This is a genomic window from Halomonas sp. TP35 (assembly GCF_052375975.1).
Classification (GTDB): domain Bacteria; phylum Pseudomonadota; class Gammaproteobacteria; order Pseudomonadales; family Halomonadaceae; genus Vreelandella; species Vreelandella citrativorans.
This window is the reverse complement of sequence record NZ_JBQSUZ010000002.1, coordinates 430,472-443,184: the sequence shown is the minus strand read 5'-3', so window position 1 is coordinate 443,184 and position 12,713 is coordinate 430,472. Positions and strand designations below refer to the sequence as shown.

Annotated in this window: 15 protein-coding genes and 1 other RNA gene; 12 read left to right on the top strand and 4 right to left on the bottom strand. The window is 53.3% G+C overall.

All coding sequences use genetic code 11. From position 1 onward, the window contains the following. The first annotated feature begins 100 nt into the window (after window positions 1-100). The 7 genes from rplM (at window position 101) to ACT3RU_RS04725 (ending at window position 5,057) form a co-directional block, all read left to right on the top strand. Window positions 101-529 (top strand): 50S ribosomal protein L13, encoded by a 429-nt coding sequence (gene rplM, locus ACT3RU_RS04755; RefSeq protein WP_087109391.1) that lies wholly within the window; start codon window positions 101-103, stop codon window positions 527-529. Between the two features lie 13 nt (window positions 530-542). Then, window positions 543-932, top strand: a complete 390-nt coding sequence (rpsI, locus tag ACT3RU_RS04750) for a 30S ribosomal protein S9 (protein WP_087109389.1) — start codon at window positions 543-545, stop codon at window positions 930-932. A gap of 218 nt (window positions 933-1,150) precedes the next feature. Further along, window positions 1,151-1,750: a ubiquinol-cytochrome c reductase iron-sulfur subunit gene (gene petA / locus ACT3RU_RS04745; RefSeq protein WP_087109387.1), complete on the top strand. Its 600-nt coding sequence runs from the start codon at window positions 1,151-1,153 to the stop codon at window positions 1,748-1,750. Beyond that, window positions 1,750-3,000 carry a cytochrome b gene (locus ACT3RU_RS04740; RefSeq protein WP_192526339.1) on the top strand — a complete coding sequence of 417 codons (1,251 nt, stop codon included), beginning with the start codon at window positions 1,750-1,752 and terminating at the stop codon, window positions 2,998-3,000. Before petA ends, ACT3RU_RS04740 begins: the two co-directional genes overlap by 1 nt. Further along, window positions 3,000-3,743, top strand: coding sequence for a cytochrome c1 (locus ACT3RU_RS04735; protein WP_192526340.1), 744 nt, complete (start codon window positions 3,000-3,002; stop codon window positions 3,741-3,743). Before ACT3RU_RS04740 ends, ACT3RU_RS04735 begins: the two co-directional genes overlap by 1 nt. Window positions 3,744-3,891: 148 nt before the next feature. After that, complete coding sequence (gene sspA / locus ACT3RU_RS04730) at window positions 3,892-4,518, top strand: stringent starvation protein SspA (protein WP_087109380.1); 627 nt, start codon at window positions 3,892-3,894, stop codon at window positions 4,516-4,518. Between the two features lie 62 nt (window positions 4,519-4,580). Further along, entirely contained in the window at window positions 4,581-5,057 is a 477-nt protein-coding gene (locus tag ACT3RU_RS04725) for a ClpXP protease specificity-enhancing factor (protein ID WP_192526341.1), read from the top strand. Window positions 5,058-5,150: 93 nt separating this feature from the next. On the opposite strand, the gene ACT3RU_RS04720 is transcribed toward ACT3RU_RS04725, so the two are convergent. The 4 genes from ACT3RU_RS04720 to ACT3RU_RS04705 are packed head-to-tail and all read right to left on the bottom strand — an operon-like array spanning window position 5,151 to window position 8,256. Then, window positions 5,151-5,723, bottom strand: a complete 573-nt coding sequence (locus ACT3RU_RS04720) for a BON domain-containing protein (protein WP_087109376.1) — start codon at window positions 5,721-5,723, stop codon at window positions 5,151-5,153. Between the two features lie 53 nt (window positions 5,724-5,776). After that, window positions 5,777-6,370: a phosphoheptose isomerase gene (locus ACT3RU_RS04715; RefSeq protein ID WP_192526342.1), complete on the bottom strand. Its 594-nt coding sequence runs from the start codon at window positions 6,368-6,370 to the stop codon at window positions 5,777-5,779. Window positions 6,371-6,394: 24 nt separating this feature from the next. Beyond that, window positions 6,395-6,766 (bottom strand): YraN family protein, encoded by a 372-nt coding sequence (locus ACT3RU_RS04710; RefSeq protein ID WP_087109372.1) that lies wholly within the window; start codon window positions 6,764-6,766, stop codon window positions 6,395-6,397. Further along, the gene (locus tag ACT3RU_RS04705; RefSeq protein ID WP_483392527.1) at window positions 6,766-8,256 is read right to left on the bottom strand and encodes a penicillin-binding protein activator; all 1,491 of its coding nucleotides are present in this window, start codon (window positions 8,254-8,256) and stop codon (window positions 6,766-6,768) included. The genes ACT3RU_RS04710 and ACT3RU_RS04705 overlap by 1 nt, the downstream gene beginning before the upstream one ends. 111 nt (window positions 8,257-8,367) lie before the next feature. Here ACT3RU_RS04705 and rsmI point away from each other — a divergent pair, with 111 nt between their 5' ends. The 5 genes from rsmI to ACT3RU_RS04680 all read left to right on the top strand — a co-directional run bounded on the left by rsmI (window position 8,368) and on the right by ACT3RU_RS04680 (window position 12,696). Next, window positions 8,368-9,225, top strand: a complete 858-nt coding sequence (gene rsmI, locus ACT3RU_RS04700; protein WP_172116337.1) for a 16S rRNA (cytidine(1402)-2'-O)-methyltransferase — start codon at window positions 8,368-8,370, stop codon at window positions 9,223-9,225. Window positions 9,226-9,257: 32 nt separating this feature from the next. Next, window positions 9,258-9,631: RNase P RNA component class A (rnpB, locus tag ACT3RU_RS04695), an RNA gene on the top strand. Window positions 9,632-9,695: 64 nt separating this feature from the next. Beyond that, window positions 9,696-10,652 (top strand): 16S rRNA (cytosine(1402)-N(4))-methyltransferase RsmH, encoded by a 957-nt coding sequence (gene rsmH, locus ACT3RU_RS04690; RefSeq protein WP_087109366.1) that lies wholly within the window; start codon window positions 9,696-9,698, stop codon window positions 10,650-10,652. A gap of 2 nt (window positions 10,653-10,654) precedes the next feature. After that, window positions 10,655-10,990 carry a cell division protein FtsL gene (gene ftsL, locus ACT3RU_RS04685; protein ID WP_193056278.1) on the top strand — a complete coding sequence of 112 codons (336 nt, stop codon included), beginning with the start codon at window positions 10,655-10,657 and terminating at the stop codon, window positions 10,988-10,990. Continuing rightward, window positions 10,987-12,696, top strand: a complete 1,710-nt coding sequence (locus ACT3RU_RS04680; protein WP_193056279.1) for a peptidoglycan D,D-transpeptidase FtsI family protein — start codon at window positions 10,987-10,989, stop codon at window positions 12,694-12,696. The genes ftsL and ACT3RU_RS04680 overlap by 4 nt, the downstream gene beginning before the upstream one ends. The last annotated feature ends 17 nt before the right edge of the window (window positions 12,697-12,713 follow it).

Here is a 12,713-nt window from a genome sequence, read left to right as displayed (position 1 = left end):
ATGTTGTCAGGCTAAGCTTGGCAACCAAAAAAAATAGGGAAGGTGCTTCACTGCTTGACGGTGTTAGCCACCCAACACACTTAATCTGGTGATTTCATCCATGAAGACGTTCAGTGCTAAGCCGCAGTCCGTCCAGCGCGACTGGTATGTTGTCGACGCTACGGACAAAACGCTCGGTCGTCTGGCAACCGAGATTGCTCGCCGCCTGCGTGGCAAGCATAAGCCCGAATTTACTCCTCACGTTGATACTGGCGACTACATCGTTGTCATCAACGCTGAAAAAGTCCAAGTGACTGGCAACAAGGCGAAGGCTAAAACCTATTATCGCCACACCGGTTACCCGGGCGGTCTGCGTACCATGACATTCGACAAAATGCTTGATCATGCGCCCGAGCGCATCATTGAGTTTGCCGTTAAAGGCATGTTGCCGAAAGGTCCGTTGGGTCGTGCCATGTATACCAAGTTAAAAGTGTACGCCGGTGCCGAGCATCCGCATGCTGCCCAACAGCCGCTTGAACTGAACCTCTGAGGAAATCTTCGCCATGACACAGCAGTATTACGGTACCGGGCGCCGCAAGACTTCCACCGCTCGCGTGTTTATGAAGCCGGGCTCTGGCAAAATTACCGTTAACAACCAAGATCTCGACCTGTATTTCGGTCGCGTTACTGGTCGTATGGTAGTTCGTCAGCCGCTTGAATTGACTGAAACCCTGAGCCAGTTCGATATTTTTGTAACTGTCGCTGGTGGCGGTGGTTCTTCTCAGGCTGGCGCTATCCGTCACGGCATTACCCGTGCCCTGATGAACTACAACGAAGACCTGCGTCCTACGCTGCGTGCCGCTGGCTACGTAACGCGTGACGCGCGTCAAGTTGAGCGTAAGAAAGTCGGCCTGCGCAAAGCACGTCGTCGTCCGCAGTTCTCCAAGCGTTAATTTTTCAACGCTTATGCGGCAAAACGCCCAGGCCATCGGCCTGGGCGTTTTTTATTGTAAAATCAAAAAGCGTAATGCATTAACACCATGTTAGTTTGGCGGTCCTGGAACAGCATGACGGCTATCAAAGATATCCGACTATTTATCGTATAGCATTCGTAGATTCGTTCTTGTGCACATCGGGTGACCACACATCACGCTAATGGGAGAGGCCTTGCATGACAGAGCGCGGCATCAATAAAGGTCGACGACGTTTCCTTGTTGGCGCTACCTCCGTTATAGGAGCGGTTGGCATGGTCGGCGTGGCCGTCCCCTTTGTGGCCTCGTGGCAACCCAGTGCAAGAGCGCGAGCGGCGGCGGCGCCGGTTCAAGCTGATATATCCAAGCTGCATCCTGGTCAGCGTATGACCGTTGAGTGGCGGGGTAGACCCGTATGGATTATTCGACGAACGCCTGAAATGATAGCGCGCACTGAAACCGTGGCGACAGAGCGCTTGGCAGACCCTGATTCAAATCACCCTCAGCAACCTGCCTATGTACAAGGAGCGCTTCGCTCGATTAAGCCAGAAGTGGGGGTGTTGATTGGCCTCTGCACGCATTTTGGCTGTTCGCCACTGTATCGGCCTGAGCCAGACGCGCAGGCGGATAGTAATGATGACTGGTCAGGTGGTTTTTTTTGCCCGTGCCATGGTTCGCGTTTTGATTTGGCGGGGCGCGTATATACCGGTATGCCTGCACCGACGAATCTAGAAGTGCCCCCTTATCATTATCTTAACGATACTATTATCGTGGTGGGCGAAGATAAGGAGGCTGTTTGATGGCGGCGCCCGAGAAGTCAGGCGGTTTGCTGGGTTGGCTGGATGCTCGGTTTCCAGTAAGCAGACTATGGCGCGACCACCTGGCCAACTACTACGTACCTAAAAATCTTAATATCTGGTACATCTTTGGATCGCTTGCGGTACTGGTGCTGGTCAATCAGCTGTTGACCGGCATCTGGTTAACCATGAGCTATCGCCCTTCTCCTGAAGAGGCGTTTGCGTCCATCGAGCATATAATGCGCGACGTTGAGTGGGGCTGGTTGATCCGTTATCTCCATACAACGGGTGCATCCGCTCTGTTTATTGTTGTTTATCTACACATGTTTAAGGGGCTTTTGTACGGTTCTTATAAAGCGCCGCGTGAGCTTGTGTGGGTGTTCGGTATGGCGCTGTATTTGATGCTGATGGCCGAAGCGTTTATGGGATATTTGCTGCCGTGGGGGCAAATGTCCTATTGGGGGGCGCAGGTAATTACTTCATTTTTTTCAGCTGTTCCAGGTATCGGCCCCGGGCTTGCCGAGTGGGTGCGCGGCGATTATGTGGTGTCAGGGGCTACCTTGAATCGTTTTTTCGCGCTGCATGTCATTGCACTGCCGCTGGTGATTCTTGGGCTGGTGGTGCTGCATATTGTAGCGCTGCATGAGGTGGGGTCGAATAACCCTGATGGTATTGAAATTAATGCGTTGAAGGATGATGCAGGCAAGCCGGTAGATGGTATTCCCTTTCATCCCTACTATACCGTTAAAGATTTGGTTGGCGTGGCCATCTTTCTCTTCGTTTTTTGTGGCGTTGTGTTTTACTTCCCGGAAGGCGGCGGTTTTTTTATTGAGCAGCCGAACTTTGCGCCGGCTGATCCGCTTAATACGCCCGACCATATTGCGCCTGTTTGGTACTTCACGCCTTTCTATGCCATTTTACGGGGAGTGAATTTCTCGCTGTTGGGTCTGGATGCTCGTTTTTTAGGCGTTGTTTTTATGGGCGGCGCTATTGCAGCGCTGTTCGTTTTGCCGTGGTTGGACCGTAGCCCGGTGCGATCCATGCGCTATAAAGGCTGGATGTCGAAGCTGATGCTGGCCGTATTTATTGTAAGCTTTGTCGCGTTGGGCGTGTTGGGCGTATTGCCGTCCACCCCTGTTCGGACACGATTGGCGCAACTATTTACCGTGTTGTACTTTGCGTATTTTTTATTGATGCCGCTCTACACCCGGTTGGAAAAAACCAGGCCCGTGCCGAAAAGGGTGACTGGCTAATGAAAAAATACGTAATGGCTCTGTTTTTATGGCTATTGCCGATGACCGCTATGGCGCAAGAAGAAGCACGTAACGTGACGTCAATGTCGCCCGATTTGCAAGATAGTGCGTCTCTTCAAAATGGTCTCAAGCTTTATGTTAACTACTGTCTTGGGTGTCATACGCTGAGTTATCAGCGATTTTCGCGCACTGCGGACGACTTGGGTATTCCTGAGGCGTTGATGAAAGATAGTGTTATGTTCTCATCAAGCCTTTCGTTTAACGATGCTATGCATAATGCGCTAAGCGACGACGATGCCGCGCAATGGTGGGGCGCTGCACCGCCAGATTTATCCCTAACGACACGTTTGCGTGGGGTCGATTGGGTGTACAGCTTTCTGTTGGGGTTCTACAGAGATCCCGCGCGCCCTACAGGCGTCAATAATACAGTCTATGAGTCGGTGGCAATGCCGAATGTGCTTGAGCCTCTTCAAGGTGTGCAAGAGCTCGACTGTCGTCAGGCTCGGCCTTTAGCACTTGGCGGAGGAGGGCGATGTCAGCAATTAAGCGTGACAGCGCCTGGAGAGCTATCGCCCGACGCGTTTGAAAAAGCCGTATACGACATTACCAATTTTTTAGCCTATGTTGGCGAGCCTTCTAGGCTGAAGGCGCAGAATATTGGGCCTAAAGTTTTGTTTTTTATATTTGTTTTTAGCGTATTTGCTTACTTGCTTAAGCGTGAATATTGGAAAGATGTCCGTTAGCGTCGGATGCTAAAAACAGAGTTGAGCCATCGTGTAAATCACATGGCGGTTGCGTTGATGTTAAGCGGTAACCCAAAACAGGCTGCCTTACCATAAGGTGGCTCTGGCGTGTTATTATCCATAATTGTTTTAATGCGAGGATGCTTTCATGGGTGTTGTGGCCAAGCGGTCGTCGATGATTTTTTACTCAGGTAGTGATGATCATTTTAGTCATCGTGTGCGCATTGTTCTGGCTGAGAAGGGGGTGGCCGTTGATGTTGTTGATGTTAACGAAGAGCAGCCGCCCGAAGATTTAGCAGACCTCAACCCGTACAACAGTGTGCCCACGTTGTTGGATCGTGATTTAGTACTCTATGAGTCAAAAGTCATGATGGAGTATTTGGATGAGCGTTTCCCGCATCCACCGTTACTCCCTGTTTACCCTGTGGCCCGTGCGCAAAGCCGTCTTTGGATGCACCGCATTGAGCGAGAGTGGTGCCCCATGGTCGACCAGATCCGTAGCGGTGGGAAGAAAGAGGCGGACAAGGCGCGTAAAGAGCTGCGTGAAAGCCTGATTGGTATTTCACCGATCTTTGAAGATATGCCTTTCTTTATGAGCGAAGAGTTCACTCTGGTGGACTGCTGTCTCGCGCCGATCTTGTGGCGTTTGCCAGATCTTAATATTGAGCTGCCTGAAAAGCAGGTTAAGCCACTTTTAAGCTATATGTCGCGAGTGTTTGAGCGGGAAGCGTTCAAAGCATCTTTGAGTGAGCGCGAAAAAGAGATGCGTACTTGAATTTACATGACCCCATCGCCCTATAAGGGTTGGGGTCTTACTTGTCAGGAGGAGGGAGTCTTATGAAGTCGAGTCGCCCCTATCTCGCCCGAGCGCTCTATGAGTGGTTGCTGGATAATGAACTAACCCCTTACCTGGTCGTTGATGCGACGCAGGCCGGGGTCGAAGTACCGCGCCAGTTTGTACAAAATGGCCAGATTGTGTTGAACGTGGCGCCAACAGCCGTGCGTGATTTGTTTATGGAGAATCAGGCGATTGGCTTTAACGCACGTTTTAGCGGTCAGCCCATGCAGGTGATGGTGCCCATTCCTGCGTTGATTGCTATTTATGCCCGTGAAAATGGTGTGGGCATGGTGTTTGGTCACGAGCCTGAGCTTGCTGAAGAGGGAGATGAAGAGGAGCAGTTTGATGAGGCGCCTGATTCACCTTCCAAGCCTGAGTTGACGGTGACGGAGCCTGTTTCTGGCGGCAGCCTTGAAGATGCTTCTGAAGCGTCTTCGAAGTCCAAGAAAAAGCCAACGCTGCGCGTCGTAAAATAGCGCCAGTGCTCTCTGGTCGGACTATAAAAGGTCAGGTCATAAAAAACCTCGCATAGTGACTATGCGAGGTTTTTTTATAGGGCAAAGAGCCAGTTAATCGATGTATTCGAATACTTTGACAATGCGCTGAATACCGCCAACGGAGGAGGTTGCAGCAACGATTCGATCAGACTCTTCGTGAGAGACCGAGCCCATCAAGTAAACATTGGCATTTTCAGTGGTCACTTTGATCTTGGAGGAGTCGATGCGATCGTTGGTGGCGAGTGTGCTTACAACGTTGGTCGTTATCCATGTGTCGGTTAAGCGCTGGGTGGTGGGCAGATTGCCCGCAATGGTGAGCTCGTTGTGCACCTGATTAACACCACGAAGATTTTGCACAACATTGCCCGCTTTCGTGCGCAGTTCTTCGCTGGGGACTTGGCCTACCAATAATAATGCACCGTTATAGCTGTGCGTACGAATGCGGGCGTCGGCCAGTCGAGCATCGGCTTGGTCCAGCGCGCGCTTGGATTCGCGCTCAATGGTCGCATCGACCGCTTTAACGTCCTTGCTGAGCTGCCCATAGTTAGAAGGGTTGGAAGCACTGTTCGTGGCGCAGCCGCTGATCAGGGCAGCGGCTACTAGCGTCGCAACTAATAACGGACGAGAGAGAAAGCGCAGGGCCATGTTGGATGACTCCTTATTTTAATGAAAATAATGAGAGGTTAGGTACTGCCCCGTTAGGCAGCGCTGCCGAATAACTGTTCATCAATAAGGTCACATAAACAGTGAATGACCAGTAGGTGAACCTCCTGGATTCTTGCTGTTGACGTGGCAGGGACGCGAATCTCGCAATCATCCTGACCCAGTAGGGAAGCCATGTTGCCACCATCTCGCCCGGTTAATGCCACAACCGTCATTTCACGGTCGTGAGCTGCCTGGATTGCCTGTACGACATTGGTCGAATTTCCGCTGGTAGAGATCGCCAGCAACACGTCGCCAGGCTGACCCAGGGCGCGTATCTGTTTGGAAAATACTTCGTTATAGCTGTAGTCGTTGGCAATGGATGTCAGCGTTGATGTATCGGTAGTTAACGCAAGGGCAGGCAAGCTTGGCCGTTCCCGCTCAAACCGATTGAGCAGTTCAGAAGAGAAGTGTTGGCTGTCGCCTGCACTGCCTCCATTACCGCATGCCAGAATCTTTCCCTCATTCACCAGGCATTGAACCATCATTTGACTGGCGACTTCGATAAAGGGGGGGAGTACTTCGCTTGCATAGGTTTTGGTGTCTATGCTGGCGTTAAAGTGGTCAAGAATGCGCGATTGAAAGTCCATTAGGGCTTCCTGGTTAAAATAGAATTAATAGGCATCAAAAGCCGCTTTCTCCCAGTGGAACTCGAGAGTGGGCGGAGCGCCCGTAATGGCAAGAATATCAAAGCGGCAAGGCGATGTAAGGCCGAAATTGCCAAGATATAGCTGAGCGGCCCGAATTAGGCGCTTTCTTTTTGTCGGCGTGATGGTTTCCAGGGGGTGTCCGTATCGCGTAGTCACCCGATGCTTGACTTCAACAAACACCAGTGTGTCACCGTCGCGCATCACCAGATCAAGCTCGCCACCCTTTACGTGATGATTTTGGGTAACGAGCGTAAGACCCCTTTGCTGTAACCATTGAGCAGCTAACTGCTCAATGGCTGCGCCGCGTTTACGGGCGGTTTGGGCGTTATTTGCCATTATTGACCGGGGATTAAAATGGGCGCCGGAACACCGTTTTGAAACTTCGCCCAGGGGAGTTCGCGATATATGCGGCCGTCACCCGTCAGGTAGAGCGTTCCTGTGCTGCCGCGTAGGCCATTTAGCGCTGAAATATCTGAAAGCTCGGTCGCAATTTCATAGGCATCTACGCCCATGGCCATTAGGCGGAACATGGAAGCGTCAGACTCTTCGCTCAAACGCTGGTAAGTAGGGTAGAACGGGAGTACTTCTTCACCACCGACAGCGGCGTCAGGAATTTGCCATGGAATATCCATAAACATGACGTCGTCAAGATCCTGGTCACGACGCGCTTGTAAGTGCCCTTCATGCAGGTGGGAAGTGGCGTAAATAGGCAGGTTGGGCGCGTAGTAGTAATCCATGGTGGGCGGGACTTGGCGAGCGTAATCAGGCAAGGCCAGTAGGAACAAGGCATCAATACTGCCCAGTTGAGCACGTTCGCCACTCACGTTTAAGGCTGTCTGAACGGCATTGGTGACCGCGCTGTCCGGGTTGTAGCGTACCGCCGTCGTCACTTCGCCACCCTGGCCGTGAAACTCATTCCAGAATGCTTCGCCGACTCGGCGTCCCCAGTCATTATCTGGCACCATTACCGACATCTGGCGATGTCCGTCCTGGTATGCGCGGCGTGCTGCCTGGCGGGCCTCATCTTCAGCGGAAAGGCCGTACTGGAAAAGACCCGCAGCACGGTTCTGTTCGCCGCTTCCATAGTTCAGCGCAAGGGTGGGAAGCGGTACGCTATTGCGTTGTTCGAGCTGGCTAACCTCGTCTTTGGCGAGGGGGCCGATAATCAGCTGCGCGTTCATCTGTCCTGCACGGCTATAAATCTCATCCATCGAATATTGTGACGCGTCGATGAAGCTGAGCTGTACATTGTCACCGCGAATCTCGTGATGGCGACGCATGGCGGTCGATAAAGTATTGGCGACGCCGCTAAGCGGGCCTGATTCGGGCAGGGCCACAATGATGCGGCTTATGTCCTGACCCTCAAGACTTGGTAGTGTCAGTTGTTCCATGTCGGGTTCATCAAGCGCGGTACGCGCCCAGCGCTGGCGCTCTGTCAGCGTTTCGCGTTGATCATCCTGAATGGGCAGGTCGTCGTTGAGCACTTGCGTGGCACGCAGCACGGCGCGTGGATTATCCATGCCACGCGCTAATTCAGAGAAAAGCAGTGCCCAGCGAACGCGATCCGTGTCTGAAAGCCTGACTTCATCAAGCGCATCGGCTGTCTCAAAAGCACGTTGCCGCTGCCCTTGTTGGGCAAAAATGGTGGCTGCTTCGAGACGAGTTTTAGCCGCTTGATCCGGGGCCTGCTGTTCTGCCTGATTGAGCAAACGGCCCGCTTCCTGATCGTCCGCGCGGTCGACCACGCTGGGCAATTGCATCGCACAGCCGGTCATAAGAAGTGCCAAGAGGCCTGTGGCGAGTACGCCACGCAGAGACTGTTTCATGTATCCTTCCTTAGTTTTCATTTGCGCTGTCGCCGCATGTCAGTAAGTAAGTTGGCATAGCACAAGCATAGCGCACCGTCAGAGCAAGCCATTAACAAATCGGGAGTCACGATGACACACCACAATCCGGGCACATTGTACGTGGTTGCCACCCCAATTGGGAATTTGGACGATCTATCGCCGCGTGCAGCTCGGGTATTAGCGGAAGTATCGCGCATCGCGGCAGAGGATACGCGTCATAGCGCCCGCTTATTGGCGCATTTGGGGATTAATACACCCATGCTGTCGCTTCATGAACATAATGAGGCGCGCCGAGTGGATACCCTGGATGCTTATCTGGAGGCAGGCGAAAGTATTGCATTGATTAGCGATGCTGGAACGCCGCTTATTTGTGACCCTGGGTTTGTGCTGGTGAGAGAGCTGCGCGTGCGTGGCCGTCATGTGGTGGCGCTGCCCGGGCCTTGTGCCTTTGTGACGGCGCTTTCTGGGGCGGGTCTGCCGACTGATCGCTTCACGTTTTGCGGTTTTTTACCCGCCAAGCCAGGCCCGCGCCGCCAGGCGCTGGAGCAGTGGCAAGCTCGGGAAGAAACGCTGGTGTTTTACGAATCCCCACACCGTATTGTGCATACCCTGGAGGCGCTGCGTGACCAAATGCCCGAACGTAGCGTGGTATTGGCCAGGGAGTTGACTAAAACGTTTGAGACCTTTCTTCAGGGCACTCCGGAAGCCCTGCTGGCGCAGCTAACAGAAGATCCTAACCAGGCAAGAGGCGAGTTTGTGGTAATGGTGGCAGGTGCCCCGCCCGTCACTCAAAGCGAACATCAAAATATTGGTGCAGATGCGTTGATGAAAGTACTGCTGGATGAGGGCGTAGGTGTCAAGCAAGGAGCAGCGATAGTGGCTCGAATGCTGGGCGGTCGCAAACAAGAGTGGTATGCAAGATTGCAGGCAATTAAAACCGAGCATTGAGGCGAAGCGAGGGCGCTGGTATGCTTGCCGCCGGAGTTGGCCAGACAGTCGCCGCTAACCCATCTTTTTGATGGGCTGGGGGAGGAAAGTCCGGGCTCCATAGGGCAGAGTGCCAGGTAACGCCTGGGCGGCGTAAGCCGACGGAAAGTGCAGCAGAGAGTAGACCGCCTAAGCCTCTTGAAATAAACCTCAAAGGGCCGGTAAGGGTGAAAGGGTGCGGTAAGAGCGCACCGCGCGCCTGGCAACAGTGCGTGGCATGGTAAACCCCACTCGGAGCAAGACCAAATAGGGACCCAAAGGCGTGGCCCGCGCTGGGTCCGGGTAGGTTGCTTGAGCGCTGTGGTGACGCAGCGCCTAGAGGAATGACTGTCCACGACAGAACCCGGCTTATCGGCCGACTCCCCATTTCCATAAGGGGCCCGCAGTAGCGAGCCCCTTTTATTTTTCTATGAGATTTGTGTGAGAGTAACATGCCTTCTCCTGACGCTGACCAGGTCGTTTCACCGTTTCGCCATACCAGCGTATTACTGGAAGGGGCGGTTGATACCCTTGTACATACTCCTGACGGTATTTATTTAGACGGCACCTTTGGGCGTGGCGGTCATTCACGGTTAATCCTGTCTCGCCTTGGCGACCAAGGGCGCCTGATGGCCATGGACCGCGATCCTCAGGCCATTGCCGCCGCCGCTGAAATCGATGATTCGCGTTTTCAAATTACCCAGCGTGAATTTGCTCACTTGGCCGACTATGCGCGTGAGCAGGGTGTGTTTGGCAAGCTGTCTGGCGTGTTGTTAGATATAGGTGTTTCTTCGCCGCAGTTGGATGACCCCGAGCGTGGGTTTAGCTTTATGCGCAATGGTCCGCTGGATATGCGTATGGACCCGACGCAAGGCGAAAGTGCAGCCACATTTTTAGCTCGTGCTAAAGAGGCGGATATCGCTCACGTGTTTAAAGCCTACGGTGAAGAGCGCTATGCAAAGCGCTTGGCCCGTGCAGTGGTCGAGCGGCGTGTTGAAACGCCGTTTACGCATACGGTCGACCTGGCCGAGGTGTTGAAAAAAGCCCATCCTGCTTGGGAAAAGGGGCGGCATCCTGCGACCAAAGCATTTCAAGGGTTACGAATTTATCTAAATGGTGAACTAGATCAACTTGATGCTGCCTTAGACGCAGCCCTTGAAGCGCTGGCGCCCGGTGGTCATCTTGTGGTTATCAGTTTCCACTCGCTGGAAGACCGCCGTGTAAAACGCTTTATACGTCATTATGTGCGTGGCGATTCGCATCTACCGCGTGGTATGCCTATCCGTGATGATCAGTTAAACCGCCGTCTTGAAGCGTTGGGCAAAGGCGTACGTCCTAGTGATGAAGAGGTAGTCGGCAATCCACGTGCGCGCAGCGCCGTTATGCGGGCTGCCCGAAAACGAGTATAACCATGAGCATGGATCGGATTGAGCGTTGGGGCTCAACGCTACGCACCGAATGGCCCTTTAAACTACGTTTTCACACGTGGCCGCTGGTCATTTGCCTGCTTTTTTTTGCCTGCATTGTTAGTGGGTTAGCCACCGTTGTTGTTACTCATTTAACGCGCGTTCAGTATGCTCAGCTGCAACAGCTTGAGCAGGAGAAAAATCAGCTGCAGACCGAATGGGGGCAGTTGCTTTTGGAAGAGGGCGCTTGGTCGACACCCGCTCGTATTGAGCAAATTTCGACGGAGCGCTTGGATATGCGTATTCCTGATGTGCACGATGTTGAGGTGATACGACCATGAGAGGCGAACGTCGGGGAGGGATGCCCCGTCATCTACCTGTTGCCCCCCCGTTAGGTAACGGTCGTTTTTACTTTATATTGATCGTATTTTGCGTAGTGGCATGCATCCTTATTGGGCGCATCACACTGCTACAGGTGATTGACCGACCCTTTCTACAGAGCCAGGGAGATGCGCGAACACTTCGCCATGAAGCCATCCCTGCGCACCGCGGCATGATCACGGATCGAAACGGTGAACCACTTGCGATCTCAACACCGGTTGTTACGCTGTGGGCCAATCCTCAAGAGCTACCCGAAGATGGTATTCAGCGAGTAATGCTGGCGCAGGCGCTAGGCATGTCGCCGGATGACTTTGAAGCACGGGTCGAGCTTTATAGCAGCCGTGAGTTTATGTATCTTCGCCGCCAGATGACGCCACAAGCGGCCCAGCGGATTCTGGATTTACGCACGCCCGGCGTGTATCCCCAGCGCGAGTACAAACGTTACTACCCTGCTGGCGAGGTCGCCGCACAGATACTTGGCGTGACCAATGTAGATGATAGGGGGCAGGAGGGGTTGGAACTCTCTTATCAACCTTTCCTGGCCGGCCATCCTGGCCAGCGCCGCGTGATTAAAGATCGCCGTGGGCGTTTGGTGCGCGAGCTAGGCGTCATACGTGAAGCGCAGCCAGGCGGTGACTTGGTGCTTTCAATTGATCAGCGTATTCAATATATGGCGTACCGGGAGCTTCGAGCGGCGGTGGCTAAGCATGAAGCCGATGGTGGTGTGCTTGTTATGATGGATGCCCGCACCGGCGAGGTGTTGGCGATGGCTAACCTGCCTTCTTATAACCCTAATAATCGTACCGGGCTTGATCCACGTGGATTGCGCAACCAGGCGCTGGTTGATGTGTTTGAGCCAGGCTCTGTTATGAAACCACTGGCCATGGCTGCCATTCTTGAAAGCGGCATTGTTGATCGCGATGCCGTTGTGAATACATCGCCTGGCTGGATGCGTCTCGATCAATTTACCATCCGTGACTTTCGCGATTATGGAGAGTTAACGCTTGCAGGTATTTTGGAGCACTCATCCAACGTGGGTATGTCTCGTTTAGCGCTGCAGTTAAGCGATACGGCTATCTGGGAAAAGTATAACCAATTAGGGCTGGGTCAATCGCCTGGGACGGGCTTCCCAGGGGAGACAACCGGTAGTCTTCCGGCCCCGGTGCGCTGGTCGCGCAGTGAGCGGGCAGCGCTCTCTTACGGCTATGGCCTGTCTGTCTCGGCTGTTCAATTAGCCAGTGCTTTTACCGCACTGGCTAATGGTGGCATGCGCTTACCGCCTTCATTATTACGCCTTTCTGAACCGCCCCAAGGGCTGCCTGCCATTGAGCCCGCCGTTGCCAATGATTTGCTGAATATTCTGGAGACATCCGTTGCCGCCTATACCGGTGGTCGGCGCGCACGCGTTGAAGGTTATCGTGTGGGAGGCAAAACAGGTACTGTGCGTAAGTCCGGGCAGGGCGGTTATACCACGGATGCTTATCGCAGCGTATTTGCAGGCATTGCGCCTATTTCCGACCCGCGTATTGTAACCGTGGTGATGATTGATCACCCTAAAGCGGGTGAGTTTTATGGCGGTGCAGTGGCCGCTCCGGTCTTTTCAAGCGTGACAGGCAACGCATTGCGCTTGTTGGACGTACCGCCAGACCATGAAGTTGACGAGTAAGAATGGCTAAGGAGATG

Coding starts and splice junctions, on each gene's coding strand:
- rplM (WP_087109391.1), top strand. CDS start 101: ATGAAGACGTTCAGTGCTAAGCCGCAGTCCGTCCAGCGCGACTGGTAT.
- ACT3RU_RS04715 (WP_192526342.1), bottom strand. CDS start 6,370: ATGGACTTTCAATCGCGCATTCTTGACCACTTTAACGCCAGCATAGAC.
- ftsL (WP_193056278.1), top strand. CDS start 10,655: ATGAGCATGGATCGGATTGAGCGTTGGGGCTCAACGCTACGCACCGAA.
- rsmH (WP_087109366.1), top strand. CDS start 9,696: ATGCCTTCTCCTGACGCTGACCAGGTCGTTTCACCGTTTCGCCATACC.
- ACT3RU_RS04710 (WP_087109372.1), bottom strand. CDS start 6,766: ATGGCAAATAACGCCCAAACCGCCCGTAAACGCGGCGCAGCCATTGAG.
- ACT3RU_RS04705 (WP_483392527.1), bottom strand. CDS start 8,256: ATGAAACAGTCTCTGCGTGGCGTACTCGCCACAGGCCTCTTGGCACTT.
- ACT3RU_RS04740 (WP_192526339.1), top strand. CDS start 1,750: ATGGCGGCGCCCGAGAAGTCAGGCGGTTTGCTGGGTTGGCTGGATGCT.
- ACT3RU_RS04680 (WP_193056279.1), top strand. CDS start 10,987: ATGAGAGGCGAACGTCGGGGAGGGATGCCCCGTCATCTACCTGTTGCC.
- petA (WP_087109387.1), top strand. CDS start 1,151: ATGACAGAGCGCGGCATCAATAAAGGTCGACGACGTTTCCTTGTTGGC.
- rpsI (WP_087109389.1), top strand. CDS start 543: ATGACACAGCAGTATTACGGTACCGGGCGCCGCAAGACTTCCACCGCT.
- ACT3RU_RS04735 (WP_192526340.1), top strand. CDS start 3,000: ATGAAAAAATACGTAATGGCTCTGTTTTTATGGCTATTGCCGATGACC.
- rsmI (WP_172116337.1), top strand. CDS start 8,368: ATGACACACCACAATCCGGGCACATTGTACGTGGTTGCCACCCCAATT.
- ACT3RU_RS04725 (WP_192526341.1), top strand. CDS start 4,581: ATGAAGTCGAGTCGCCCCTATCTCGCCCGAGCGCTCTATGAGTGGTTG.
- sspA (WP_087109380.1), top strand. CDS start 3,892: ATGGGTGTTGTGGCCAAGCGGTCGTCGATGATTTTTTACTCAGGTAGT.
- ACT3RU_RS04720 (WP_087109376.1), bottom strand. CDS start 5,723: ATGGCCCTGCGCTTTCTCTCTCGTCCGTTATTAGTTGCGACGCTAGTA.